The organism is Streptomyces sp. NPDC024555 (assembly GCF_055559335.1).
In genome coordinates, this window is record NZ_JBVHKV010000014.1 from 99724 (window position 1) to 125293 (window position 25570).

General features: G+C 73.0%; 18 protein-coding genes. 12 read left to right on the plus strand and 6 right to left on the minus strand.

The genetic code is table 11. The annotated features are described in order from the left end of the window. Positions 1 to 294: 294 nt before the first annotated feature. Positions 295 to 903, minus strand: a complete 609-nt coding sequence (locus tag ACZ4FH_RS24645; RefSeq protein WP_467307416.1) for a hypothetical protein — start codon at positions 901 to 903, stop codon at positions 295 to 297. A 73-nt stretch (positions 904 to 976) separates the two neighbouring features. After that, entirely contained in the window at positions 977 to 2782 is a 1806-nt protein-coding gene (locus tag ACZ4FH_RS24650; protein WP_467307417.1) for an ABC transporter ATP-binding protein, read from the minus strand. Positions 2783 to 2927: 145 nt separating this feature from the next. On the opposite strand from ACZ4FH_RS24650, the gene ACZ4FH_RS24655 reads away from it, so the two are divergent. Both ACZ4FH_RS24655 and ACZ4FH_RS24660 read left to right on the plus strand, forming a co-directional pair. Next, positions 2928 to 3371, plus strand: a complete 444-nt coding sequence (locus ACZ4FH_RS24655) for a MarR family winged helix-turn-helix transcriptional regulator (protein ID WP_385114083.1) — start codon at positions 2928 to 2930, stop codon at positions 3369 to 3371. Positions 3372 to 3419: 48 nt separating this feature from the next. After that, the gene (locus ACZ4FH_RS24660) at positions 3420 to 6347 is read left to right on the plus strand and encodes an FAD-binding and (Fe-S)-binding domain-containing protein (RefSeq protein WP_467307418.1); all 2928 of its coding nucleotides are present in this window, start codon (positions 3420 to 3422) and stop codon (positions 6345 to 6347) included. Between the two features lie 9 nt (positions 6348 to 6356). Here ACZ4FH_RS24660 and eno read toward each other — a convergent pair whose 3' ends face one another. Continuing rightward, positions 6357 to 7658, minus strand: coding sequence for a phosphopyruvate hydratase (gene eno / locus ACZ4FH_RS24665; protein WP_467307419.1), 1302 nt, complete (start codon positions 7656 to 7658; stop codon positions 6357 to 6359). A 222-nt stretch (positions 7659 to 7880) separates the two neighbouring features. On the opposite strand from eno, the gene ACZ4FH_RS24670 reads away from it, so the two are divergent. Beyond that, positions 7881 to 8306 (plus strand): MarR family winged helix-turn-helix transcriptional regulator, encoded by a 426-nt coding sequence (locus ACZ4FH_RS24670; RefSeq protein ID WP_467307420.1) that lies wholly within the window; start codon positions 7881 to 7883, stop codon positions 8304 to 8306. 30 nt (positions 8307 to 8336) lie between these two features. Here the strand turns inward: ACZ4FH_RS24670 and ACZ4FH_RS24675 are convergent, their stop codons facing one another. Continuing rightward, positions 8337 to 9095, minus strand: coding sequence for a hypothetical protein (locus tag ACZ4FH_RS24675; RefSeq protein ID WP_467307422.1), 759 nt, complete (start codon positions 9093 to 9095; stop codon positions 8337 to 8339). A gap of 268 nt (positions 9096 to 9363) precedes the next feature. Here ACZ4FH_RS24675 and ACZ4FH_RS24680 point away from each other — a divergent pair, with 268 nt between their 5' ends. The 4 genes from ACZ4FH_RS24680 to ACZ4FH_RS24695 are packed head-to-tail and all read left to right on the plus strand — an operon-like array spanning position 9364 to position 16588. Further along, positions 9364 to 11214 carry an ABC transporter transmembrane domain-containing protein gene (locus tag ACZ4FH_RS24680; RefSeq protein ID WP_467307423.1) on the plus strand — a complete coding sequence of 617 codons (1851 nt, stop codon included), beginning with the start codon at positions 9364 to 9366 and terminating at the stop codon, positions 11212 to 11214. Then, positions 11211 to 12992, plus strand: a complete 1782-nt coding sequence (locus ACZ4FH_RS24685) for an ABC transporter ATP-binding protein (RefSeq protein ID WP_467307425.1) — start codon at positions 11211 to 11213, stop codon at positions 12990 to 12992. The genes ACZ4FH_RS24680 and ACZ4FH_RS24685 overlap by 4 nt, the downstream gene beginning before the upstream one ends. Positions 12993 to 13040: 48 nt before the next feature. Beyond that, positions 13041 to 14801, plus strand: a complete 1761-nt coding sequence (locus ACZ4FH_RS24690; RefSeq protein ID WP_467307426.1) for an ABC transporter transmembrane domain-containing protein — start codon at positions 13041 to 13043, stop codon at positions 14799 to 14801. Next, a complete protein-coding gene (locus tag ACZ4FH_RS24695; RefSeq protein ID WP_467307427.1) occupies positions 14798 to 16588 on the plus strand; it encodes an ABC transporter ATP-binding protein in 1791 nt (596 codons plus the stop codon). The genes ACZ4FH_RS24690 and ACZ4FH_RS24695 overlap by 4 nt, the downstream gene beginning before the upstream one ends. 57 nt (positions 16589 to 16645) lie before the next feature. Here ACZ4FH_RS24695 and ACZ4FH_RS24700 read toward each other — a convergent pair whose 3' ends face one another. After that, on the minus strand, positions 16646 to 17437 hold the full coding sequence (locus ACZ4FH_RS24700) for a metal-dependent hydrolase (protein ID WP_467307428.1): 792 nt from the start codon (positions 17435 to 17437) through the stop codon (positions 16646 to 16648). A 171-nt stretch (positions 17438 to 17608) separates the two neighbouring features. Here ACZ4FH_RS24700 and ACZ4FH_RS24705 point away from each other — a divergent pair, with 171 nt between their 5' ends. Both ACZ4FH_RS24705 and ACZ4FH_RS24710 read left to right on the plus strand, forming a co-directional pair. Further along, a complete protein-coding gene (locus ACZ4FH_RS24705) occupies positions 17609 to 20122 on the plus strand; it encodes a DEAD/DEAH box helicase (protein ID WP_383637265.1) in 2514 nt (837 codons plus the stop codon). A gap of 46 nt (positions 20123 to 20168) precedes the next feature. Next, entirely contained in the window at positions 20169 to 21050 is an 882-nt protein-coding gene (locus tag ACZ4FH_RS24710; protein ID WP_467307429.1) for an acyl-CoA thioesterase, read from the plus strand. An 18-nt stretch (positions 21051 to 21068) separates the two neighbouring features. Here ACZ4FH_RS24710 and ACZ4FH_RS24715 read toward each other — a convergent pair whose 3' ends face one another. Continuing rightward, positions 21069 to 21257: a DUF6011 domain-containing protein gene (locus tag ACZ4FH_RS24715; protein ID WP_467307576.1), complete on the minus strand. Its 189-nt coding sequence runs from the start codon at positions 21255 to 21257 to the stop codon at positions 21069 to 21071. A gap of 114 nt (positions 21258 to 21371) precedes the next feature. Between ACZ4FH_RS24715 and ACZ4FH_RS24720 the strand changes: the two genes are divergently transcribed. From ACZ4FH_RS24720 to ACZ4FH_RS24730, 3 genes are all read left to right on the plus strand, one after another. Next, positions 21372 to 22061 (plus strand): hypothetical protein, encoded by a 690-nt coding sequence (locus tag ACZ4FH_RS24720; protein ID WP_467307430.1) that lies wholly within the window; start codon positions 21372 to 21374, stop codon positions 22059 to 22061. 198 nt (positions 22062 to 22259) lie between these two features. After that, entirely contained in the window at positions 22260 to 24026 is a 1767-nt protein-coding gene (locus ACZ4FH_RS24725; protein ID WP_467307431.1) for a cation:proton antiporter, read from the plus strand. A gap of 102 nt (positions 24027 to 24128) precedes the next feature. Then, on the plus strand, positions 24129 to 25562 hold the full coding sequence (locus ACZ4FH_RS24730) for a DUF2252 domain-containing protein (protein WP_467307433.1): 1434 nt from the start codon (positions 24129 to 24131) through the stop codon (positions 25560 to 25562). The last annotated feature ends 8 nt before the right edge of the window (positions 25563 to 25570 follow it).

Genomic DNA, 25570 nt, shown 5'->3' on the forward strand with positions numbered 1-25570 from the left:
CGAACAGGGGATCGGATGTTCGCTGGAACGCGTGATCGTATCGCCATTCGTTGTTCAACCGCCGTGCGCCGGTTGATGATTACAGAGCGCAAGCGACGGGCTGCAGACCGCGATCGCGCTGTCCCAGAGATAGACCATGCACAAGGAGAAGCACCCGATGAACCTGATCACCAACCTGCTGGCCGGTGTCGTCCACTTCGTGGGTTGGCTCATCTGACCCTTGCCCCACCCCGGCGCCGTCGCTCCCCGTCCCACGGGAGCGGCGGCGCCGTCGCGTGGGCCGTGCGCGGGTGCTCAGCCGCGCGTCTCAGGGCCCGTGAACGGGGGCTGCGCCGCGAACTCCGGTGCCACCGTGACGGCCTGGGCCATGGTGTCGAGAGTGCGCCGGACCCGGCTCAGCGGATGGTCGGGGAACTCCGCGTCCCACCGCGCGTGGTCGGCCTCGTGGAACGGCAGACCGCCCTGGGCGTCCGGGGCGTAGGGATGGGGCCGGAAGTAGTCCTGGTGCCCGATCCGGGCCATCACCACCGCCTCGCGCATGCCCGTCATGCCCTCTTCCCTCGTCTGGATCTTCACCACCGTGCTGCACCCGGCGCGCGGGACGGTGAAGCTGCCGATGAAGGCCTGGCCGCTCGGCCGGTCCGGGAGCGGGAGTTTGAGTATCTGGCGCAGCGCGGGGAGACCCCCGAGCGTCTTCACGGACGCCTCGATGAGGCCGCCGCCCGCCCGCGCGATGTGGTGGGTGAGCGCGCCGCGCAGGGCGGGGCCGTCGTCGAGCGCGGCCGGCAGATCGGGCGGCAGGCCGAAGAAGTGCAGGGACAGCACGTCGTTGTACTCGTTCGCCCAGGCGTCGTCGGCGACGGGCCGGTATCCGGGGAGTTCGACCCCGAGGAGAGCTCTCATGCGCGGGGATCATGCCGTATCGCGGGCCGGTGCGGTGCGCCGGGGCTCCCGGGTCGGCCACGCCGCGGGGGTCTCAGCCCGCCACGGGCGTCAGACGGGTGTCCCTGCGGACCAGGGCCGCGTACCGCCCGTCCAACCGGAGCAGTTCCTCGTGGGTGCCGCGCTCGGCGGTGCGTCCGCCGTCCAGTACGACGATCTCGTCGGCGTCGCGCACGGTGGAGAGCCGGTGGGCGATGGTGAGGGTGGTGCGGCCGGCGGAGAGCGCGTCGATCGCCTCCTGCACCGCGCCCTCGGTACGGGTGTCCAGGGCGCTGGTGGCCTCGTCGAGGATCAGCACCGGCGGATCACGCAGGATCGTGCGGGCGATGGCAAGGCGTTGCTTCTCGCCGCCGGAGAAGCGGTAGCCGCGTTCGCCGACGAGGGTGTCGTAGCCGTCGGGCAGGGAGGCGATGTGGTCGTGGATCTGGGCGGCGCGGGCGGCCGCCTCGATCTCGGCGTCGATGGCCCCGGGCTTGGCGAAGCGCAGGTTCTCGGCGACGGAGGCGTGGAAGAGGTAGGTCTCCTGGGAGACCACTCCGACGGCGCGGGAGAGCGTGTCGAAGTCCAGATCGCGGACGTCGACGCCGTCGAGTGTGACGCGGCCGCCGGTGACGTCGTAGAGACGTGGCACGAGATAGCTGAGGGTGGACTTGCCGGAGCCGGTGGGGCCGACGACGGCGAGGCTTCCCCCGGCGGGCACGGTCAGGTCGATGGAGCTGAGGGTCTGCGCGCCGGTCCCGTCGTAGGCGAAGTCGACGTTCTCGAAGCGGATCTCGCCGCGGACCGTGTCCAGATGGACCGGCGCGTCGGCCTCGGTGATGTCGGGCTTCAGGTCGAGGTATTCGAAGATCCGCTGGAACAGGGCGAGGGAGGTCTGCATCTGCACGCCGGTGGACAGCAGGCTCACGGCGGGACGGAACAGGCCCTGCTGGAGGGAGACGAAGGCGACGAGGGTGCCGATGGAGACGTCCGGGCCGCCGGACTGCAGGGCGATGCCCGCCGCCCAGTAGATGACGGCCGGCATGGCGGCCATCACGATGCCGATCGTCGACATCCGCCAGCGTCCGGCCATGCTGGAGCGCACTTCGAGGTCGACCAGTCGCTCGGACTCCTCGGCGAAGCCCCGGGCCAGCGAGTCCGTCCGGCCCATGGTGCGGCCCAGCAGGATGCCGCTGACGGAGAGCGACTCGGTGACGGTGGCGGCCATCGCGGCCATCTGCTTCTGGCGCTGGGTGGTGATCTTCTTGCGCTCCCGGCCCACTCGGCGGCTGATCCAGACGAAGACCGGCAGCAGGAGCAGGGAGACGATCGTCAGACGCCAGTCGAGCGCCAGCATGGCGACGACCGTGGCGACGACGGCGGTGAGGTTGGAGACCAGCGACGTCGCCGTGGAGGTGACGGTGGCCTGCATGCCGCCGATGTCGTTGGCTATGCGGGACTGGACCTCGCCCGTGCGGGTCTTCGTGAAGAAGGCGAGCGGCATCTGCTGGAGCCGGGTGTAGACGGCGGTGCGCAGATCGTGCATGACCCGTTGGCCGACGGTGGTCGAGATCAGCGTCTGGAGCACGCCGAAGACGCTGTTCATCACCGCCGTGAGGATCATGCCGAGGGCGAGCAGCGTGAGCAGCCCGGTGCGTCCCTGCGGGATGGCGGTGTCGAGGATCTCGCGCAGCAGGAACGGCGAGGCGACCGAGACCAGCGAGGAGGCGCCGACCAGGAGGCCGACCAGCGCGAGCCGGGCGCGGTAGGGACGGAAGAGGCGGAGGATGCGGCGCAGCTCGGCGGGCGGCTGGTCGCTGTCCTTGGGCGGGGGTGTCCACGTGGGTTCGTCGGGCTTCATGGGCTCCTTCACGGGGCGTGCGACAACAGTGGGTGCGAGGACGGTGGGTGCGGCCGGGGCGCGGACGCCGACGGCCGGGCGAATAGGAGCATAGCTCATTGTTACCTATACTCACAATGAACAAAGTCCTGATATTGTTCCCGGCATGGACTCCCCCGACCCCGACGGCGTGCTCGCCGAACAGCTGCTGCGGCTGACCCGCAGGCTCCAGCGCATCCAGGGCCGCCAGCTGGAGCCGATCGGCATCACCCCCGCGCAGGCCCGCCTGCTGCGGACCCTCGCGCACTACGACGGCACCCCCCGGATGGCGGATCTCGCCCAGCGCCTCGATGTCGTCCCGCGCGCCGTGACCACCCTGGTCGACGGGCTGGAGGCGAGCGGCCGGGTGCGCCGCACCCCCGATCCGGACAGCCGCCGGGCCGTCCGGATCCAGCTCACCGACGAGGGCGTCGCCACCCTCCGCTCGCTGCGCAACGCGCGCCGGGCCGCCGCAGAGGAGATCCTGGCTCCATTGACCGCCGATCAGCGCGAGGTGCTCGGCGGTCTGCTGACCGCTCTGGTGAACGGGATGCCGGAGCGTCGCTGCTGACCGGGCGCGCGGCACCGCGCCGCGCCGAGCCGCCGAGGGGATCTGGACATGCCGCTGCTGGAGCCGAAGCCCGAAGCCCTGCGCCCGGACACGGCACGGGCCCCGTCCCACGACCGGGTGCCCGACGACCGGGCCGTGGGCACACCGGAGCCGCTGCGCGGCGACCTGATGGCGCTGCTGGGTCCGGACAAGGTGCTGTGGAAGCTCTCCGACCTCGTGCGCTACGCCTCCGACGCCTCGCCGTACCGGTTCGTGCCCCAGGTCGTCCTGGTGCCCGAGTCCGTCGAGGACGTCTCCGCGATCATGGCGTACGCCCGCGACCGGGGCCGCAACGTGGTCTTCCGCGCGGCGGGCACCAGCCTCAACGGGCAGTCCCAGGGCGAGGACATCCTGGTCGACGTCCGGCACCACTGGGCGGGCATCGAGGTCCTGGACGACGGCGCCCGCGCCCGGATCCGTCCGGGGACGACGGTCATGCGGGCCAACGCCACCCTCGCCCGCCACGGCCGGCTGCTGGGCCCCGACCCGGCGAGCGCCATCGCGTGCACCATCGGCGGCGTGGTGGCGAACAACGCCTCCGGCATGACGGCGGGCACCACGCGCAATTCGTACCGGACGGTCGCCTCGCTCACCTTCGTGCTGCCCGGCGGCACGGTGGTGGACACCGCCTCCCCCACGGCCGACGCGGACCTGGCGGCGGCCGAGCCCCGGCTCTGCGAGGAGCTGCTGGCCCTGAAGGCGGAGATCGAGGCCGACGCCGGGCTGACCGCCCGGATCCGCGCCAAGTACGAGATCAAGAACACCAACGGCTACCGGCTGGACGCCTTCCTCGACGGGGCGACCCCGGTGCAGATCCTGCGCGGGCTCATGGTCGGCTCGGAGGGCACCTTCGGCTTCATCTCCGAGGTCGTCTTCGACACGCTGCCGCTGGATCGCCAGGTCTCGACCGCGCTGCTGTTCTTCCCGAGCCTGCCCGCGGCCGCCGCGGCGGTCCCGCTGTTCAACGAGGCGGGCGCCATCGCCGTGGAGCTGATGGACGGCAACACCCTGCGCGCCTCGGTGAGCGTCAAGGGGGTGCCGGCCGACTGGGCGGAGCTGCCGAAGGAGACGACGGCCCTGCTGGTGGAGTTCCGCTCCCCGGACGCGGCGGGCCGGGAGGCCTGCGAGGCGGCGGCCGCCGAGGTCGTGCGCGGGCTGGAGCTGGTCCGGCCGGTCGCCTCGGTGACCAATGAGTTCACCCGGGACGCGGGCACGATCGCGGGGTACTGGAAGGCCCGCAAGGCCTTCGTCACGGCGGTCGGCGGGTCCCGCCCGTCCGGGACGACGCTCATCACGGAGGACTTCGCCGTCCCGCCGTCCCGGCTGGCCGAGGCCTGCGAGGCCCTGCTGGAGCTCCAGGCCGAGCACGGCTTCGACGCGGCGGTGGCGGGCCACGCGGCCCACGGCAATCTCCACTTCCTGCTGGCCTTCGACGCCGCCAAGGAGTCCGACGTCGACCGGTACGCCGCGTTCATGGCCGACTTCTGCCGCCTCACCGTGGAGCGCTTCGACGGCTCGCTCAAGGCGGAGCACGCCACCGGACGCAACATCGCGCCGTTCCTGGAGCTGGAGTGGGGCCCCCGGGCCACCGAGCTGATGTGGCGCACCAAGCAGGTCATCGACCCGGACGGGGTGCTGGCGCCCCGTATCGTCCTGGACCGCGATCCGCGCGCGCATCTGCGCGGCCTGAAGACGATCCCCCGGGTCGAGGCGGTCGCCGACCCCTGCATCGAGTGCGGCTTCTGCGAACCGACGTGCCCCAGCCACGATCTGACGACCTCTCCGCGTCAGCGGATCGTGCTGCGCCGGGAGATGATGCGGCAGCCGGACGGCTCCCCCGCCGAAGAGAACCTCCTGGAGGCCTACGGATACGACGCGGTCGACACGTGCGCGGGCGACTCCACGTGCAAGCTCGCCTGCCCGGTCGGCATCGACACGGGCGCCATGATGAAGGCCTTCCGGCACCGGCGGCACTCGCCGCGCGAGGAGCGGATCGCCGCGCTGACCGCGAAGCGGTTCCGCATGGTCGAGGCGGCGGCCCGGCTGGCGGTCGCCGCGGCCTCCCGGATCGACGACCGGCTGCTCGAAGGGGTGACCGGACTGGCCCGCAGGGCCGTGCGCCCCGATCTCGTACCGGAGTGGCTGCCGGAGATCCCCGGTGCGGCCGCCCGGAAGCTCCCGCGCACCTCCCGGGTCGGAGCCCGCGCGGTGTACTACCCGGCCTGTGTGAACCGTATCTTCGGCAGCCCCGAGGGATATTCCGGACCGTCCCTGCAACAGGCCGTGGTCCTGGTGTCGGCGCGAGCGGGGAAGCCCGTCTGGATCCCGGACGATGTCGCGGGCACCTGCTGCGCGACCATCTGGCACTCCAAGGGCTACGCCGCGGGCAACGCCGTGATGGCGAACCGGATCGTCGAGGCGGCCTGGGGCTGGACCGCGGGCGGCACGCTGCCGCTGGTCGTCGACGCCTCCTCGTGCACGCTCGGGATCGCGGACGAGGTGGTCCCCTATCTGACCGAGGAGAACCGGGAGTTGCACCGGGGTCTGACGGTGATGGACTCCCTGGTCTGGGCGGCCGAGGAACTGCTGCCGGAGCTGACGGTGGTGCGCAGGACCGGTTCGGCGGTACTGCATCCGACGTGCTCGATGGAGCACCTCGACGATGTCGCCCAGCTGCGGGCGGTCGCGGAGGCCTGCGCCGACGAGGTGATGATGCCGGACGACGCGGCCTGCTGCGGGTTCGCGGGCGACCGGGGCATGCTGCACAAGGAGCTGACGGAGTCGGCGACGAAGAAGGAGGCCGCCGAGGTCACCACCCGGGAGTACGACGCGTATCTGTCGGCCAACCGCATGTGCGAGATCGGCATGGACCGGGCGACGGGCCGCTCGTACCACTCCGTTCTGATGGAGCTGGAACGGGCGACCCGCCCCCGGTAGCCGGCGGGGTCAGGCGCGGCGCAGCACCGCACCGCCCGCGTACCGTGCCGAGGCGCCCAGCTCCTCCTCGATCCTGATGAGCTGGTTGTACTTGGCGGTGCGGTCGGAGCGGGAGAGGGATCCGGTCTTGATCTGGCCGCAGCCCGTCGCGACGGCCAGGTCCGCGATGGTGGTGTCCTCGGTCTCGCCGGAGCGGTGCGACATGACGGCGGTCCAGCCCGCGCGCCGGGCGGTGTCGACGGTGTCGAGCGCCTCGGTGAGCGTGCCGATCTGGTTGACCTTGACGAGGACGGAGTTGCCGACGCCCGTGCGGATGCCCTCGCGCAGCAGGCCCTCGTTGGTGCAGAAGACGTCGTCACCGGTGAGCTGGCAGCGGTCGCCGATCCGGGCGGTCAGCTCCCGCCAGCCGTCCAGGTCGTCCTCGGCCATCGGGTCCTCGATGGAGACGACCGGGTAGGCGTCGACCAGGCGGGCCAGGTAGTCGGCGTTCTCGGAGGGGGTGCGGGTCACGCCCTCCCCCCGGTAGACGTACGCGCCGTCCCGGAAGAACTCCGAGGAGGCCGGGTCCATCACCAGGCCGATATCGGTGCCGGGCCGGTATCCGGCACGTTCCACGGCGGCCACCACGAAGTCGAGCGCCTCCTCGGCGGTGCGCAGCGCGGGGGCGAAGCCGCCCTCGTCGCCGACGCCCGTGGAGTGTCCGGCGGCCAGCAGCTCGCGGCGGAGGGTGTGGAAGATCTCGGAGCCCATGCGGACGGCTTCCGCGAAGGTCTCCGCGCCCACCGGGGCGATCATGAACTCCTGGAAGTCGAGCGGATTGTCGGCGTGGGCGCCGCCGTTGACGATGTTCATCATCGGCAGCGGGAGCAGCCGGGCGCCGGATCCGCCGAGGTAGCGGTAGAGCGGCAGACCGTGGGCGGCCGCGGCGGCCTTGGCGGCGGCGAGGGAGACGCCGAGCAGGGCGTTGGCGCCGAGGCGGGACTTGTCCGCCGTTCCGTCGAGCGCGACGAGCGCGGCGTCCAGGCCGGCCTGGTCGTCGGCGTCGTGCCCGATGACGGCTGCCGCGATCTCGCCCCTGACGTGGGCGACGGCGGCGTCGACGCCCTTGCCGTGCCAGCGCCCGGCGTCGCCGTCGCGCAGTTCCACGGCCTCCCGGGCGCCGGTCGAGGCGCCGGAGGGGACGGCGGCGCGCCCCAGGGAGCCGTCGGTGAGACGGACCTCGGCCTCGACGGTGGGGTTGCCCCGGCTGTCGAGGACGGTGCGGGCGGTGACGGAACGGATGACGGTGGGCTCGGCTGCTGTGGACACCATGGGAGTTCCTTCGCGTGGGCACATGTCGCGACCTGGCTGCGACAGCGCTGGCGCGTGTCGCGACAACCGAAACTCTACAGCAATGCTGTTCAGTTCTGCTGTTCAGTTGAGCTGTTCAGTTCTGCTGCATAGTTTCGCGGCGGTGTCCGGTGCGGGACGCGAAGCGTCCAGGAGGCGACGACGGGGTGCGGTCGCGCCGCTGATCAGCGGTTAAAGTGGCGCATGCCCATCCCGGAACCCGCCACCGTCGCCGCCGAACTGCGCACCGCGATGGGGAAGCTCACGCGGCGCGTGAAGCACGAGGATCGGATCCCGCACGGACAGGTCTCGGTGCTCGGCACCCTGGACCGCGACGGGGCCATGACCACCAGCGACCTCGCCGCCGACCAGCGCGTACGGCCCCAGTCGATGGCCCGCGCCGTCGGCCTGCTCATGGACCAGGGCCTGGTGATCCGCCGCGCCCACCCCACCGACGGCCGCAAGACCCTGGTCGAACTGTCCCCCGAGGGACGGGCGGCGCTGGAGGCCGAGCGCGGCCGCCGGGCGGGCTGGCTCGCGCAGGTCATCGAGACCGAACTCACCGGTGAGGAACGCGACGTGCTCGCGCGCAGCGCGGCGCTGATGGAGCGGCTGGCCGCGCGTCAGTAGCGGGCGTGCGGGCGGCGCGCCCCGCGGCCGTCAGGCCTTGAGGCCGGCGCGGTCGCCCATCACCACGACCGGGTGCTGCTTCGGGTCCAGGGTGCGCAGCAGCTTCTCCATGCCCTGCTTCGGCAGACTCACACAGGCCGAGGTGCCGCTGCCGTGGTCCATGTGGAGCCAGATGCTGCCGCCCTGGGACTGGCCCTCGGGGCGCGTCGGGTCGTTGGGGGCGGTGCCCTTGACGCGGTTGTAGTCGATGGCGATGACGTAGTCGAAGTCGTGCCAGTACGGCTTGGACCAGTACCGGGGCGCCCGGATCGAGGCGGATTCGGTGTACGGGAGGAGGGCGCCCGGGTCGGGGAGCGCGCCGCCCGCGTCGGTGAGGGTGAAGACGCCGATCGGGGAGCGCTTGTCGTCCTCGTGGTGGTCGGGGGTCCAGCCCTTGCGGCCGTTGTGGGACTTCCAGGACGCGACCTTGTCCCAGGTGCTGCCGGTGCGGGTGTAGAGGACGACCGTGGAGTCCGGGGAGTTCCGGCCGGCTCCGTAGACGGCGACGACCTGGCGGGACTCCGCGGGGATCTGCGCCCGGTACCGGTCGCCCACGTCCGGGATACGCGTCAGGCCGGTGGTCGGTGCCGCGTCCGCGCCGTCCTTGGGGGACCCGGACGAGCGCGCACCGCTCTTCCGTCCGTCGTGCCCGTCGCCGCACGACGTCAGCGCGGTGAGGAGGGCGCCGCAGGCGACCGCCGCGACCACGACTCGTACCGCACCGGCTCCCCGCGTCCGTCGTATAAGCATCCGTCCATGCTCGCATCCCCCGGCGGGCGGAGGGTGTCACCGGCCGGTGACCGGGGCGAATGCGTGCCCAATCTTTACTCCGTGTCCGCGTCCGCGGACGGGTCCGTCATTCGTCGGGGGCGCACGGTCCCCGGACGGACCGGCGCGTAAAAGGGTTTGCCTCGCCGCGTGCGGGGGCGCGAGGCTGGGACGGTTTGGTCCCCCCACGCGCCTTCCCGTATGCCCGCGGGCCCTTCGGTCCGCTCCTCTTCCGATCTCTTGGGACGTCATGCACATTCGCGATCTTCCGTTCTCGGATCCCGGCGATCCCGATGTCCGGTCGGGCCCCCGTTTTCTGCTCTGGCTCGGCCGCAACCAGATCCGCGGACAGCTCAAGTCCCTGGCGTGGGGCCTGCTCCAGCAGTGCTCGGTCGCCTCGCTGCCGCTCGCCGTCGGCTTCGCCGTGCAGGCGGTCGTGGACCGGTCCGGCGGACGGCTGGCGCTGGCCGGAGGTCTGCTCGCGGTCCTCGGCGTCCTCATCGCGGTGGGCGACACCATGCTGCACCGCACGGCCGTCACCAACTGGATCACCGCCGCCGCCCGGGTGCAGCAGCTGCTGGCCCGCAAGACGGCGAAGCTGGGCGCGGCGCTGACCCGCCGGGTCGCGGCGGGCGAGGTCGTCGCGGTCTCCACCGGCGACGTGGAGAAGATCGGCTGGTTCGTCGAGGCGCTGTCGCGCTTCGCGGCGGCGGCCGCCACGCTGGTCATCATCTGTGTCGCGCTGGTGCTCTATCTGCCTTCCCTGGGCCTGCTGGTGGCGCTCGCCGTTCCGGTGCTGGCCCTGGCCGTGCTGCCGCTCCTGCCCCGGGCCACCCGCCGGGCCGACGTCCAGCGCGAGAAGGCGGGCCGGGCCACCGAGCTGGCCTCGGACACCGTCGCCGGGCTGCGCGTGCTGCGCGGCATCGGCGGCGAGGACCTGTTCCTCGGCCGCTACCGCGAGGCCTCCCAGGAGGTCCGCAAGGCCGCCGTGCACAGCGCGCGCATGTGGTCGCTGATCTCGGCGGTCCAGGTGCTCCTGCCGGGGCTGCTGCTGATCTCGCTGGTCGTGTACGGGGCGCGGCTCGCGCAGGACGGGACGATCGGCGTCGGCAAGCTGGTGACGGTCTACAGCGCGGTGACGCTGATGCTGCTGCCGCTGCGGCACTTCGAGGAGATCGCCATGGCGTACTCCTTCTCCCGGCCCTCCGCCGCGCGCGCGGTCCGTGTCCTCTCGCTGAGCCGGACCACCGGGCCGACCGGGGCGGACACGGTGCCGACCGGTGATCTGTACGATCCGGTGACCGGACTGCTGGCCCCGGAGGGGCTGTTCACCGCGGTGGTGTGCGGCGACCCGGACGAGGCCGGCCGGCTCGCGGAACGGCTCGGCGGCCATGCCGCGCCGGCCGCGGAGCGGGCCGACGAGGAGGCGGGGGCCGAGGCGCCCGCACCGCCGTCGGTGCTGCTCGGCGGCGTCGCCCTGGACGAACTGGACCTGGACGCGGCGCGGACCGCGGTGCTGGTCCAGGACAAGGACCCGGTGCTGCTGTCCGGCACGCTGCGCGAACTGCTCGACGTACCGGCCTCCGGCCGGGTGGCCGCCGAGGACGCGCTGGCCGCCGCGCGGTGCGGTGACGTCCTGGACGCGCTCGCGCAGGCGTCGGCGCACGGCGACGGGGACCCCATGGACACCCGGATCACCGAACGCGGCCGCTCCCTCTCCGGCGGTCAGCGCCAACGGCTGGCGCTGGCCCGCTCGCTGGTGACGGACCCGGAGGCCCTGGTGCTGGACGAGCCGACGTCGGCCGTCGACTCGCACACCGAGGCGCGCGTCGCCGAGGGCATCAAGGCGCTGCGCGAGAACCGTACGACGGTGGCGTTCGCCTCCTCACCGCTGCTGCTGGACCTGGCGGACCGGGTGGCGCTGGTCCACGACGGTTCCGTGGTGGCCGTCGGCACCCACCGCGACCTGCTGCGGGACGAACCGCGTTACCGCGCGGTCGTCACCCGGGAGACCGACGCCGAGATCGCGGCGGCCGCCCCGGAACCGGACAACGACATCGACACGATCGACACGATCGAGGAAATCGAGGAACGGGCATGATCGGCGTCGCACCCCCGGCGTACGACCCCGCCGCCCCCGAGTCGGCGACGACCCTCCCGGTCGGCACCCCCACCACCGTACGCACCTACGTCCGCGAGCTGATGCGCCGCCACCGGGGGCCGTTCCTCGTGGTCACGGCGCTCAACTGCGTGGCGGTGATCGCGTCGATCGTGGGTCCGTACCTGCTGGGCGACGTGGTCGAGAAACTGTCCGACGGGGCCACCGATCTCCATCTGGAGCGCACCGCCGCGGTGTTCGCCGTGGCCCTGGTCGTCCAGACCGTGGTGACCCGGATGATGCGGCTGCGCAGCGCGATGCTCGGCGAGGAGATGCTGGCCGATCTGCGCGAGGACTTCCTCGTACGGTCGGTCCGGCTGCCCCCGGGGGTGCTGGAGCGGGCCGGGACGGGCGATCTGCTCTCCCGGATCACCACGGACATCGACCGTCTCGCCAACGCGATGCGGGAGGCCGTGCCCCAGCTGGCGATCGGTGTGGTGTGGGCGGGCCTGCTGCTCGGAGCGCTCGCCGTCACCGCTCCCCCGCTGGCGCTGTCGGTGCTGGTGGCGCTGCCGCTCATGCTGACCGGCTGCCGCTGGTACTTCCGCCGGGCCCCGGCCGCGTACCGCTCGGAGGCGGCGGGTTACGCGGCCGTGGCCGCCGTGCTCGCGGAGACGGTCGACGCCGGGCGGACCGTGGAGGCGCACCGTCTGGGCGCGCGCCGGGTGGCCCTGTCGGACCGGCGGGTCAAGGAGTGGACGGCCTGGGAGCGGTACACCCTGTTCCTGCGGTCGGTGCTGTTCCCCGTCATCAACACCACGTTCGTGACGATCCTCGGCTCGGTCCTGATGCTCGGCGGCTGGTTCGTCATCGAGGGCTGGCTCACCGTGGGCCAGTTGACGACGGGTGCGCTGCTCGCGCAGATGATGGTCGACCCGATCAACCTGATCCTGCGCTGGTACGACGAGTTGCAGGTGGCGCAGGTGTCGCTGGCCCGGCTGGTGGGCGTCCGCGACATCGAGCCGGACGCGGGCGACGCCTCGGTGGACCCGGAGGGCCGCGAGGTGCGGGCCGAGGAGGTCCGGTTCGGGTACCGCGCCGGGCTGGACGTGCTGCACGACGTGTCGCTGGACGTCGCTCCCGGGACGCGGCTGGCGCTGGTCGGACCGTCGGGCGCGGGCAAGTCGACGCTGGGGCGGCTGCTGGCCGGGATCTACGCCCCGCGCGCGGGCGAGGTCACGCTCGGCGGCGCGCGGCTGTCGCGGATGCCGGCGGAGCGGGTCCGGACGCATGTGGCGCTGGTCAACCAGGAGCACCACGTGTTCGTCGGCTCGCTGCGGGACAATCTGCTCCTGGCGCGCACCGACGCGCAGGACGCGGAGCTGTGGGCCTCGCTGGCCGCGGTCGACGCGGACGGCTGGGCGCGGGCGCTCGACGACGGGCTCGCCACCGAGGTCGGTTCCGGCGGTCTGGCGCTCACCCCCGCCCAGGCGCAACAGGTCGCCCTCGCCCGGCTGGTGCTGGCCGATCCGCACACCCTGGTGCTCGACGAGGCGACCTCGCTCCTCGATCCGCGTGCCGCCCGGCACCTGGAGCGTTCACTGGCCCGGGTGCTGGACGGCCGTACGGTCGTGGCGATCGCCCACCGGCTGCACACCGCGCACGACGCGGATGTCATCGCGGTCGTCGAGGAGGGCCGGATCAGCGAACTGGGCAGCCACGACGAGCTGGTGGCCGCGGACGGCGCGTACGCGGCGCTGTGGCGGTCCTGGCACGGCTGACAGGGGCGGCGTACTCGCCCCGACCGGACGCTCGTTAGGGTCCTGTCCATGACGGACGCGTACGCGGAACCTGGTACCCCCGACACACGCGGCCCCCTGCGGTACCTGTGGTGGCTGGTCACGAGCCAGCGCCGCAGGGTGGCCGCGGGGGCCCTGCTCGGCAGTGCGTGGATGGTCTGTCTGACGCTGCCGCCCTATCTGCTCTCGCGGGCGATCGACGACGGGCTGCGGCCGGGGCGGTGGCCGGAGCTGACCGGCTGGGCCGCGGCACTGCTGGGTGTGGGGGTGCTGAACGCCTGGCTGGCGATCATGCGCCACCGCACGATGACCCGGGTGCGGATGGACGCCGCGTTCCGTTCGGTGGCGGTCGTGGTGCGGCAGGCGACCCGGCTCGGCGCGGCCCTGCCGCGGCGGGTCAGCGCCGGTGAGGTCGTCACGATCGGATTCGGCGACGTCGGGGTGATCGCGGGCACGCTGACCGTCACGGGTCCCGGGGTGGGCGCGGTGCTCGCCTATGCGGTGGTGGCCGTGCTGCTGCTGGCCGTCTCGCCGCTGCTCGCGGCCGTGGTCCTGCTCGGAGTGCCGCTCCTCGCCGTACTGGTCGGTCCGCTGCTGTGGCGCCTCCAGGGGGCCGAGGCCGTCTACCGGAGCGGGCAGGGAGCCCTGGCCGCCCGGTTCGAGGACATGGCGGGCGGTCTGCGCGTCCTGAACGGCATCGGCGGCAAGGAGGTGTACGCGGACCGTTACCGCACCGCCTCGCGTGCCCTGCGCGACGAGGGCTACCGCGTCGGGACGGTGACCAGCTGGATCCAGGCGCTCGGGGTGGGCCTGCCGACGCTGTTCCTCGGTGTGGTGACCTGGCTGGCGGCCCGGATGGCGGTCCAGGGGGACATCAGCGTCGGCGAGCTGGTCGCGGTGTACGGCTACGCGGCCGTGCTGGTCGTGCCGGTGGAGTTCTTCATCGAGGGCGGGTACGGGATCAGCCGGGGGCTGGTCGCCTCGCGCCGGGTCGTCCGGTTCCTGTCCCTGGAGCCTGAGGGCCGGTACGGGGAGACCGTGGCGCGGGGACCCGGGGCACCGGCCGCGCTGCTCGATCCGGAGTCCGGCGTCGAGGTGGTGCCCGGACGGCTGACCGCCCTGGCCGGGGCCCGGCCCGCGCAGTCCGCGGCGGTGGTGGACCGGCTGGGCCGCTTCACCGAATCGGCCGCCACCTGGGGCGGGATACGCCTGGAGGACATCGACCTGACCGGGATCCGCCGTCGGATCCTGGTCGCGGACAACGAGGCCGCGCTCTTCGCCGGGCCGTTGCGGGAGGTGGTCGGCGGGGCCCGGGACCGGGACGAGGAGGCCGTGGGACGGGCCGTCGAGGCCGCCGCAGCCAAGGACGTCGTGCGCGGGGCGCCCGGCGGGCTCGACGCGTGGATCGAGGCGGAGGGCCGCAACCTCTCCGGCGGTCAGCGCCAGCGCGTCCGGCTGGTCCGGGCCCTGCTGGCCGACCCCGAGGTACTGCTGGCGGTCGAACCGACCTCGGCGCTCGACGCCCATACGGAGGCGGCCGTCGCCGACCGGCTGCGGACCGCGCGCAGGGGCCGCACCACGCTCGTCACCAGCACGTCGCCGCTGCTCCTGGAACGGGCGGACACCGTGCACTACCTGGTCGACGGTGTCGTGGCGGCGACCGGGAGCCACCGCGAGCTCCTCGCCGCCGAGCCCGGCTACCGCGCGCTGGTGGCCCGGGGAGGCACCGGCGACACACCCGGCGGCTCCGGGCCCGAATCCGTTCCGCCGTCGAGGGAGACCGTGCGATGACGGCGTACCGGAAGGCGGCGGAGCCCGGTGTGTCCGACGCTCACGCGCTGCCGGTCGCCGGCCCCGCGCGGATCCGCCGGGCCGCCCTGCGGCTGATCCGGCTGGACGCGCGCGCCTTCACCGGCATGCTCGTCCTCAACGCGCTCGCCGCCGCTGCCGGTCTGGTCGGCCCGTGGCTGCTCGGCCGGATCGTCGACGAGGTCGCGTCCGGCGGCACGGTCGCCGCGGTGGACCGCCTCGCGCTCCTCATCCTGGTCCTCGCCGTCGTGCAGCTGCTGCTGGCGCGGTACGCCGGATACGTCGGGCACCGCTTCGGCGAACGGACCCTGGCGCGCATCCGGGAGGAGTTCGCCGAACGGGCCCTCGCGCTGCCCGCTTCGGTCGTCGAGCGGGCCGGGACGGGGGATCTGATGGCCCGGGGCACCGCCGACGTGGCGTCGGTCGGCACCACGCTGCGGGACGCCGGGCCGGACCTCCTCATCGCCGCCGTCCAGGCGCTGTTCATCCTGGGCGCGGTGTTCGTCGTCGATCCGCTGCTGGGTGTGTGCGGGGTGCTGGGGCTGCTCGGGATCCGGTTCGCCGCGCGCTGGTACCTGCGCCGGGCCCTCGGGGCGTACCTCGACGAGGGCGCGGCGAACTCGGCGCTCGCGGAGCAGCTCGCGGCGACCGCCGTCGGGGCCCGCACGGTGGAGGCGCTGGGGCTCCAGGAGCGCCGGATCGCGGCCTGCGAGCGGGCGATCGGTCGGGCCGGGGCCACGCGGAACCGGACGCTCTTCCTGCGCAGCGTGCTCTTCCCCGCGGTCGACGTCTCCTATGCCGTCCCGGTGGTGGCCGTGCTGCTGATCGGCGGTGCGCTGCACGAGCGCGGTGCGGTCGGCCTGGGGGCCGTCGTCGCCTGCGCGCTGTACCTTCGGCAGCTGTCCCAGCCGTTGGACAGGATCCTCCAGCGCATGGAGCAACTGCAGAGCAGCGGTGCGGCCTTCGCCCGGGTCGAGGGCCTGGCGGAGACCGCACCGGCCCCGCGCGAGGACACGGCCGCGCCCGACGGCGATCTGATCGAGGTGACGGGGGTGCGGTACGCGTACGACGGCGGGGACGACGTCCTGCACGGGGTCGATCTGACCGTCCGCCCCGGCGAGCGGCTGGTGATCGTCGGTCCCTCGGGAGCGGGGAAGACGACGCTCGGCCGGCTGCTCGCGGGCATCGACGCGCCGCACACGGGCTCGGTGACGGTGGGCGGCGTCCCGGTCTCGGGGCTGGGCCCGGACCGGCTGGGGCGGCACGTCGTCCTCGTCACCCAGGAGCACCACGTCTTCCACGGCACGGTCCGGGACAATCTGCGGATCGCGTCGGAGTCGGCCGGCGACGTCGAACTCCGCGCCGCTCTGGCGGCCGTCGGCGCCTCCTGGGTGGACGAGCTGCCGAACGGGCTGGACACGGATCTGGGTCCCGGGGGCCACCGCCCCGACGGCGCCGCGGCCCAGCAGCTCGCCCTGGCCCGTGTGGTCCTCGCCGATCCGCACACCCTGATCCTCGACGAGGCCACCGCCCTCCTCGACCCGGCGACCGCCCGGCGCACCGAACGGGCCCTGGCCGCCGTCCTGGAGGGCCGCACCGTGGTGGCCGTGGCCCACCGCCTCCAGACGGCCCACGACGCGGACCGGGTCGCGGTGATGGAGGACGGCCGGATCACCGAACTCGGCAGCCATGACGCGCTCGTGGCGGCGGACGGGTCGTACGCGGCGCTGTGGCGGTCCTGGCAGGGGGAGCGCGGACGGGATGAGTGAGTACTCACCCACCCGACGCGGGGTGGGGTGAGCACTCACTCACCCCACCCCGCCCCGTCAGATGTACCCCATCGCGGCCGCGCCGCCCACTCCCCCGAGCACCATGAACGCCGGCATGAGGACCTTGATCTCCACCCAGCTGCCGGCCGTGAAACGCATGGCCTTCGGCGGGCCGAGCGGGTACCAGCGCTTGCGGCCCACGGGGATCGGCCACAGGATCGGGCAGCCGGAGACGGTCAGCGCGTCACCGATGTCGTGGACGAGGGCGCCCAGGACGATCGGCAGACCGAGCCACAGGTACTCCTGCCCGGGGGCGTCGAAGAGCCAGTCCGAGCCGTTGCCGGGCTTGTCGAGGACCCCGGCGAGGATCCACGCGCTGGTGGCCCCGAGGAGCCACACCAGGACGTCGCTGGACATCCGGGCGGCCCGCCAGAGCAGCCCTTCGACGGCGAGGACCAGGTGGACGAAGAGGATCCCGAGGACGGCCCAGCGCCCGCCGGTGTACGCGGCAGCGGAGGCGCCCGCGCCGATCAGGACCGCCCAGAGCCAGGTGTGCGTCAGGGTCCGGTGGCCGCCGTTGCGCCGCGAGTCCCCCCGCATCCGGGTGGCCTTGTAGACGGCGTGGGAGAGCTTGTCGACGATCTCGCACAGGCCCCGGGATACCGGCCCGAAGGCGCGTGAGATGGTCGCGGACTTGTGGTCGAGGTCCGGAGCGAGGGCCGCCCCCGCGCTGATCAGCGCCCCGACGACCAGGACGGGCCAGGGCATCGCGTGGTCCGCCGCGGCGGCCGCCGCGCCCACCCCCAGCCAGGCCGCCGCCCCGGACAGAGAGTGTGCCGGTCCCATCATGGCTGTTTCCGCCCCCGTAGGTGTGCCGGGTGCGGCCGCCGCCGCCCCCCGTGTGCGTTTCCGGCCACCGCCGTTGCGGTGCCGTCGAGTTGAGAGGGCAGCGTATCGTCCGTGATCTTCGCACGGTCGTCCGGTTCCCTCATCCGGGCGGAAGGCAGGCAAGATGGGGGCGTGACCCTTATCGATCAGCTGCCCCCGACCGACGACCCCGACGCCCTCTTCGAGGCCTTCTCGGCCTGGACCGAGACGCAGGGGATCACCCTCTACCCCGCTCAGGAGGAGGCGCTGATCGAGGTGGTCTCCGGGGCCAACGTGATCCTTTCCACCCCCACCGGGTCCGGAAAGAGCCTGGTCGCCGCCGGTGCGCACTTCACGGCACTGGCCCAGGACAAGGTCACCTTCTACACCGCTCCGATCAAGGCGCTGGTCTCGGAGAAGTTCTTCGACCTGTGCAAGCTGTTCGGCACGGAGAACGTCGGGATGCTCACCGGCGACGCCTCGGTCAACGCCGACGCCCCGGTGATCTGCTGCACGGCCGAGGTGCTGGCCTCCATCGCGCTGCGTGACGGGAAGTACGCGGACATCGGCCAGGTCGTCATGGACGAGTTCCACTTCTACGCCGAGCCGGACCGGGGCTGGGCCTGGCAGATCCCGCTCCTGGAACTGCCGCAGGCGCAGTTCGTCCTGATGTCGGCCACCCTCGGCGACGTCCGGATGTTCGAGGAGGACCTGACGCGTCGCACGGGCCGGCCCACCTCCGTGATCCGTTCGGCGACGCGTCCGGTGCCGCTCAGCTACGAGTACCGGCTGACCCCGATCACCGAGACGCTCACCGAATTGCTGGAGACCCGGCAGTCACCGGTCTACATCGTGCACTTCACGCAGGCCGCGGCCGTGGAACGGGCGCAGTCGCTGATGAGCATCAACATGTGCTCCAAGGAGGAGAAGGAGAAGATCGCCGATCTCATCGGCAACTTCCGCTTCACCACCAAGTTCGGCCAGAACCTCTCGCGGTACGTGCGGCACGGCATCGGGGTGCACCACGCGGGGATGCTCCCGAAGTACCGCCGTCTGGTGGAGAAGCTGGCGCAGGCGGGTCTGCTGAAGGTGATCTGCGGGACGGACACGCTGGGCGTCGGGGTCAACGTACCGATCCGCACGGTGCTGTTCACCGCCCTCACCAAGTACGACGGCACCCGGGTGCGCACGCTGCGGGCCCGTGAGTTCCACCAGATCGCGGGACGGGCCGGGCGGGCCGGGTTCGACACGGCCGGCTTCGTCGTGGCACAGGCCCCCGAGCACGTCATCGAGAACGAGAAGGCGGTCAAGAAGGCCGGCGACGACCCCAAGAAGAAGCGCAAGGTCGTCCGCAAGAAGGCGCCCGAGGGCTTCGTCGCCTGGTCGGAGACCACGTTCGACAAGCTGATCCAGTCCGACCCCGAGCCGCTGACCTCCCGTTTCCGGGTCACGCACACCATGCTGCTGTCCGTCATCGCCCGTCCGGGCAACGCCTTCGAGGCGATGCGGCACCTGCTGGAGGACAACCACGAGCCGCGACGCGCCCAGCTGCGCCACATCCGGCGCGCGATCGCGATCTACCGCTCGCTGCTGGACGGCGGGGTGGTGGAGCAGCTGGACACCCCGGACGCGGAGGGCCGCATCGTCCGGCTCACCGTCGATCTGCAGCAGGACTTCGCGCTGAACCAGCCGCTGTCCACGTTCGCGCTCGCGGCGTTCGACCTGCTGGACCCGGACTCGCCGTCGTACGCGCTGGACATGGTCTCCGTCGTGGAGTCGACGCTCGACGACCCGCGTCAGATCCTCGCCGCGCAGCAGAACAAGGCGCGCGGCGAGGCGGTCGGGCAGATGAAGGCCGACGGCATCGAGTACGAGGAGCGGATGGAACTGCTCCAGGAGGTCACGTACCCGAAGCCGTTGAGCGAGCTGCTGTGGCACGCGTACGACGTCTACCGGCGCAGCCACCCGTGGGTGGGCGACCACCCGGTGTCGCCGAAGTCGGTGATCCGGGACATGTACGAACGGGCGATGACGTTCACCGAGTTCACGTCGAACTACGAGCTGGCGCGTACCGAGGGCATCGTGCTGCGGTATCTGGCGAGCGCGTACAAGGCGCTGGAGCACACCATCCCGGACGATCTGAAGTCCGAGGACCTGGAGGATCTGATCGCCTGGCTGGGCGAGATGGTGCGTCAGGTCGACTCCAGTCTGCTGGACGAGTGGGAGCAGCTCGCCAACCCCGAGGTGGAGACGGCCGAGCAGGCCCAGGAGCGGGCGGACGAGGTCAAGCCGGTCACGGCGAACGCCCGTGCCTTCCGGGTGCTGGTGCGCAACGCGATGTTCCGCCGGGTGGAGCTGGCCGCGCTGGACCGGGTCCGGGACCTGGGCGAGCTGGACGGCGAGTCGGGCTGGGACGAGGACGCGTGGGCCGAGGCGATGGACGCGTACTGGGACGAGTACGAGGAGCTGGGCACCGGTCCGGACGCGCGCGGGCCGAAGCTGCTGAAGATCGACGAGGACAAGGAGCACGGGGTGTGGCGGGTCCGGCAGACCTTCGCCGACCCGAACGGCGACCACGACTGGGGCATCAGCGCCGAGGTCGATCTGGCCGCGTCCGACGAGGAGGGCCGGGCGGTCGTCCGGGTCACCTCCGTGGGCCAGTTGTGAGCGCGACCGTACCGACGGCGCCGCTGCGAGAGTGGAGAAGAACCGTATGACGAACCCCGCCGAGCGCCTGGTCGATCTGCTCGACCTGGAGCGGATCGAGGTCAACATCTTCCGCGGCCGGAGCCCCGAGGAGTCCCTCCAGCGGGTCTTCGGCGGGCAGGTGGCGGGCCAGGCGCTGGTGGCGGCGGGCCGGACCACGGACGGGGAGCGGCCGGTGCACTCGCTGCACGCCTACTTCCTGCGTCCCGGCCGCCCCGGTGTGCCCATCGTCTACGAGGTCGAGCGGGTCAGGGACGGCCGCTCGTTCACCACCCGCCGGGTGACGGCGGTCCAGCAGGGCCGGACGATCTTCAACCTGACGGCGTCGTTCCACCGCCCCGAGGAGGCCGGTTTCGAGCACCAGCTGCCGCCGGCCCGGGAGGTGCCCGATCCGGAGACGCTGCCGACGGTCGCCGACGAGGTGCGGGAGCATCTGGGCGGGCTGCCGGAGGCGCTGGAGCGGATGGCGCGGCGCCAGCCCTTCGACATCCGGTACGCCGACCGGCTGCGCTGGACGCGCGAGGAGGTCGAGGGCGCCGATCCGCGCAGTGCCGTGTGGATGCGCGCGGTGGGTCCGCTCGGTGACGATCCGCTGGTGCACACCTGCGCGTTGACGTACGCGAGCGACATGACGCTGCTGGACGCGGTGCGCATTCCGGTGGAGCCGCTGTGGGGACCGCGCGGGTTCGACATGGCCTCCCTGGATCACGCGATGTGGTTCCACCGGCCGTTCCGGGCCGACGAGTGGTTCCTGTACGACCAGGAGTCGCCGGTGGCGACGGGCGGGCGGGGACTGGCACGCGGCCGGATCTACGACCGCGAGGGGCGTCTGCTGGTGTCCGTGGTGCAGGAGGGGCTGTTCAGGAAGCTGGATCCGCGGGCTTCCTGAGAGGGCGTCCGGCACGGTTCAGACGCCCGGCAGCGGGTCCTGTTCGACCTCGTGGCGGCGGGTGCGGATATCGGGCGGCGAGGGGTGCAGTTTGGCGTCGCAGGACGGCCCGAGGCCGGTGCGGCGGGAGGTGGTGCCGGTGAGCGGGCGGCCGCAGAGGCGGCAGCGCACGGTGCGGCGGCCGGACACGGTGGCCGTTCCGGGCAGCCGCCCGCTCTCGGCGGCGTCCTGGAGGACGGGTTCGGGGGACTCCACGCGCCGATCCTTCCAGGCCACGCCTTAGGATGCGACCTCCCGAACCCGCACGACCGAGGAGCCTTCGTGGCGCACACCCTGAAAGTGATGGTCCTGCCCCGGCCCGCCAAGCGGCGGCCCGAGGTGCTGCCCGGGGTGGCCGAGGGTTTCGTCCACGTCGTGGTCGACCCGTCCCAGGGCCTCTCCCACGTGGTCGCGTACCTGGAACGCGAACTGCCCGCCGACGGCATACCGGGGTATCTGAAGGCGCGCAAGGAGGGTGCCCGTTCCTTCGTGCTGTGGGCGGAGCCGGAGCGGCGCACCCGGCTGGCCACGGTCGTGACCACGGCCGCGCGGGGCGGGGTGGCGGAGTATCAGGTGTGGGGCGGGCAGGGCGAACTGCTCGGCACCGTCGTCCGGGAGAAGGCGCTCTCCGGCAAGGGGCTGCGCACGCGCTGGACGGTCACCGGGGCCGGCTGCCCGGAGGCGGTCGGGTACAAGGGGCGGATCTTCTGGTGGTGGATGTGGTGGCCGCTGTTCCCGCTGTGGGTGCTCATCGCGGTGGGGAGCCTGTTCAACGGCGGCGGTGACGTGCCGCGCGGGCCGCGGCGCATCATCTGGCGGGCGGGCGGCGGGACGCCGCTGGAGTACCACTCGGACGACACGGTGGTCGTCCACTCCCCCGCGGTCGACCGGCGGCTCGCGGCGGCGCTCTCGGCCCTGGTCCGGTCCTTCGACAGCTGGCTGGGCACGCCCTGGGACGACAAGAAGGAGTGACGCCGCGCCCTCCCTCGCCGTGGCGCCGCCCGCCCCGCCGTTAGCCCATGGGAGGGATACCGCGGTCCGCGGTCCCCGGTGGGCGCGTGCCTGACCGGCGTCGCCGTGCGCCGCCGCGGAAGGTGGTCCCGCGCGGTGATCCGGGGGCCGCGACCCCGCCCCCGGCGCCGGAGGACCATCGGCGAAGGAGGCACGGTCATGACGGCCGATCAGATGCTCGTGGGGCTGGGGCTGATCGTGGTGCTCGCGGTCGGCTCGCAGGTGCTGGCGAACCGGTTGCGCGTTCCGGCGCTGCTCGTGCTGCTGCCGGTCGGTTTCGCCGCCGGGGCGCTCACCGACACCGTGGACCCGGACCGGCTGCTCGGCGGCGCGTTCTCCCCGCTGGTCTCCCTGGCGGTGGCGGTGATCCTCTACGACGCCGGGCTCGGTCTGGACCTGGAGCGGCTGAAGGGGCACACCCGCCGCGTCGTGATCCGGCTGCTGTGGATCGGGACGGTGCTCACCATGGTCTCGGCCGCGCTGGCGGCCGCACCGCTCCTGGACATGTCGCCGGGGGCCGCGGTGATGCTCGCGACGATCCTGGTGGTGTCCGGACCGACCGTCGTGGGACCGCTGCTCGGCTTCGTCCGTCCCACCGAACGGCTCCAGCGCGTCCTGATCTGGGAGGGCTCGCTGATCGACCCGGTGGGCGGCATCCTGGGGGCGCTGGTCTTCCACGGCGTCCTGGCGGGCGAGCGGCCGGGGTTCGGGCGCCAGATCGGCGAGTTCGCAGCGAGTACGGCGGTGGGCGCGGCCGGCGGGGCGGTCGGCGCCGCCGTGCTGTGGCTGATGCTGCGCCGCGTCCGGCTGAGCGAGGAGCTGGCCACGTCCCTGCAGTTCGCCGCGGTGATCGGCATGGCGACGCTCTGCGACGCGCTGCGCGACGACACGGGGCTGATCTCCGCCGTCGTGATGGGGGTCGCCATGGCCAATCTGCCGGGGCTGGACCTCCCCGCGCGGCGGCCGTTCTTCGACACCCTGGTCTCGCTGATCATCGGGTTGCTGTTCATCTCCATCTCGGCCACCGTCACCCCGGCGTCGCTGCGGCACGTGGTGCTGCCGACGCTCGCCCTGGTCGCGCTGCTGGTCCTGGTGACGCGACCGCTGGTGGCGCAGCTGGCCACGCTGGGGACCGACGTGCGGCGCGGCGAGCGGTGGTTCATCGGCTGGATGGCCCCGCGCGGCATCGTCGCGGCGGCGACGGCGTCCACGTTCTCGGCCGAACTGGTCGACAAGGGCGTCGGCGGCGCACACCGGATCCTGCCCGCCACCTTCGTCGTCATCGTCGCCACGGTCACGCTGTACGGCCTTACGGCGTTCCCGGTGGCCCGGCGGCTCGGGGTGCTGCGCCCGGCCAGGTCCCGGCCGCTGCTGGTGGGCGGGGCGCCCTGGGTGGTGGACCTGGCGTGCGCGCTGCGCACGGCGGGGCTGGACGTGCTGATGTGGGCGGGGGCCGCCGCCGAACGGGCCCGCATCGAGCAGGCCGGGCTGACGCTGGCCCCCGGTGAGCTGCTGGCCTCGGCCACCGGGGCGGGTGCGGAGCTGGAGGGGATCACCGGGGTCCTGCTGCTGACCGACGAGGACGATTTCAACGCGCTGGCCGCGATGACGCTGCGCGAGAGCGTGGACGGTCCGGTGCACCGGGTCGCGGCGCCGGCCCGGGGACACGGGGTGATCGCCCCGTACACGGGCGGGGAGGCCCTGTTCGGCGGGGGGCTCAGCGGCCCGGAGCTGGCGCGCGGGCACGCGGCGGGCGCCCGGGTGGAGGTCCGTCCGGCCGGCGTCCTCCCGGACGGCCACCGGCTGCTCTTCGTGGTGCGGCCGGACGGGCGGCTGCTTCCGGTGACGGACGCGGGGACCCCGGACGTGGGCGCCGACGACCAGGTGGTGGTGCTGAGCCCGCCCGCCGCTGTGCACGCGGGCTGAGCGGGGCGGCCCGGCTGCCGGAATCGCTCCGAGCCGCGATGATCGGAAGGGGCCGGCCCACGCCGTCCCCCGTGCGCCCGCTCAGCGGTCCAGGAGGGTTTGATGCCGAACGCCATGACTCCCGTGCCCTACGGCGCCCATCCGACGCCGGACGAGCGGGCGGCCCGGGGCAAGGCCGCGCGCCGGGCGGTGCCCCGGTCGAGCCACGCCGAGTTCGCCCCGGCCGCGGACCGGCCCGATCCGCTGGAGATCCTGCGCGGCCAGTCGGACGCCCGGGTGCCCGAACTCGTGCCCGTCCGCTACGGCCGCATGACCGAGTCGCCGTTCCGCTTCTACCGGGGCGCGGCGGCGGTCATGGCGGCGGATCTGGCCGGTACCCCGGTCTCCGGAATCACCGCCCAGCTGTGCGGCGACGCGCATCTGCTGAACTTCCGGCTGCTGGCCTCGCCGGAGCGCCGGCTGCTCTTCGACATCAACGACTTCGACGAGACCCTGCCCGGTCCGTGGGAGTGGGACGTCAAGCGGCTCGCGGCCAGCCTCGCCATCGCGGGCCGGGCGAACGGTTTCGACGACCGGGAGCGCGCCGCGATCGTCCGGGCGACGGTGCGCTCGTACCGGGAGTCCATGATCCGGTTCGCGGGGATGCGGAATCTCGACGTCTGGTACGCGCACACCGACGCGGAGCGGCTGCGTACGGTGGCGGCCGAGCAGTTGCGCAAGCGGGGCCGCAAGGAGCTGTCGCGGGCCATGGCCAAGGCCCGTGGCCGGGACAGTCTGCAGGCGTTCGACAAGCTCACCGAGGTGGTCGACGGGCGGCGGCGGATCGCCGCGGACCCGCCGCTGCTCGTCCCGGCGGCCGATCTGATGCCGGAGCTGGAGCGCGCGGCGTTCGAGGAGCGGTTCCGGCGGATGCTCGACGGCTACGCGCAGAGCCTGGCCTCCGACCGCCGGACCCTGCTGTCCGGCTTCCGGCTCGTCGACGTGGCCCGCAAGGTGGTCGGGGTGGGCAGCGTCGGGACGCGGTGCTGGATCATCCTGATGCTGGGGCGGGACAACGGCGATCCGCTGTTCCTCCAGGCCAAGGAGGCCGATGCCTCGGTGCTGGCCCCGTACACGGGCGCGAGCCGCTACCGGAACCAGGGCCGCCGGGTGGTCGCGGGGCAGCGGCTGATGCAGGCGGCGAGCGACATCTTCCTGGGGTGGGAGCGGGTGGACGGTTTCGACGGCCGGCGCCGGGACTTCTACATCCGCCAGCTGCGGGACTGGAAGGGGATCGCCCAGCCGGAACTCATGGTGCCCAAGGGGCTGGCGGTCTTCGGGGAGGTCTGCGGGGCGACCCTCGCGCGGGCGCACGCCCGCTCGGGCGACCGGATCGCGATCGCCTCGTACCTGGGCCGGGGCGAGGTCTTCGACCGGGCGCTCCAGCGGTTCGCGGAGCTGTACGCCGACCGCACCGAGCGGGACCACCGGGCTTTGGTGGACGCGGTCCGGTCGGGGCGGCTGCCCTCGGCGGATCCGGCGGGCGCGCCGGTGTGAGCCGGGCG

Excerpts from the sequence above, each read along its gene's own strand:
- ACZ4FH_RS24660 (WP_467307418.1), top strand. The coding sequence starts at position 3,420 with ATGCCGCTGCTGGAGCCGAAGCCCGAAGCCCTGCGCCCGGACACGGCA.
- ACZ4FH_RS24670 (WP_467307420.1), top strand. The coding sequence starts at position 7,881 with ATGCCCATCCCGGAACCCGCCACCGTCGCCGCCGAACTGCGCACCGCG.
- ACZ4FH_RS24655 (WP_385114083.1), top strand. The coding sequence starts at position 2,928 with ATGGACTCCCCCGACCCCGACGGCGTGCTCGCCGAACAGCTGCTGCGG.
- ACZ4FH_RS24725 (WP_467307431.1), top strand. The coding sequence starts at position 22,260 with ATGACGGCCGATCAGATGCTCGTGGGGCTGGGGCTGATCGTGGTGCTC.
- ACZ4FH_RS24680 (WP_467307423.1), top strand. The coding sequence starts at position 9,364 with ATGCACATTCGCGATCTTCCGTTCTCGGATCCCGGCGATCCCGATGTC.
- ACZ4FH_RS24695 (WP_467307427.1), top strand. The coding sequence starts at position 14,798 with ATGACGGCGTACCGGAAGGCGGCGGAGCCCGGTGTGTCCGACGCTCAC.
- ACZ4FH_RS24700 (WP_467307428.1), bottom strand. The coding sequence starts at position 17,437 with ATGATGGGACCGGCACACTCTCTGTCCGGGGCGGCGGCCTGGCTGGGG.
- ACZ4FH_RS24690 (WP_467307426.1), top strand. The coding sequence starts at position 13,041 with ATGACGGACGCGTACGCGGAACCTGGTACCCCCGACACACGCGGCCCC.
- ACZ4FH_RS24650 (WP_467307417.1), bottom strand. The coding sequence starts at position 2,782 with ATGAAGCCCGACGAACCCACGTGGACACCCCCGCCCAAGGACAGCGAC.
- ACZ4FH_RS24730 (WP_467307433.1), top strand. The coding sequence starts at position 24,129 with ATGCCGAACGCCATGACTCCCGTGCCCTACGGCGCCCATCCGACGCCG.
- ACZ4FH_RS24675 (WP_467307422.1), bottom strand. The coding sequence starts at position 9,095 with ATGCTTATACGACGGACGCGGGGAGCCGGTGCGGTACGAGTCGTGGTC.
- ACZ4FH_RS24645 (WP_467307416.1), bottom strand. The coding sequence starts at position 903 with ATGAGAGCTCTCCTCGGGGTCGAACTCCCCGGATACCGGCCCGTCGCC.
- eno (WP_467307419.1), bottom strand. The coding sequence starts at position 7,658 with ATGGTGTCCACAGCAGCCGAGCCCACCGTCATCCGTTCCGTCACCGCC.
- ACZ4FH_RS24710 (WP_467307429.1), top strand. The coding sequence starts at position 20,169 with ATGACGAACCCCGCCGAGCGCCTGGTCGATCTGCTCGACCTGGAGCGG.
- ACZ4FH_RS24685 (WP_467307425.1), top strand. The coding sequence starts at position 11,211 with ATGATCGGCGTCGCACCCCCGGCGTACGACCCCGCCGCCCCCGAGTCG.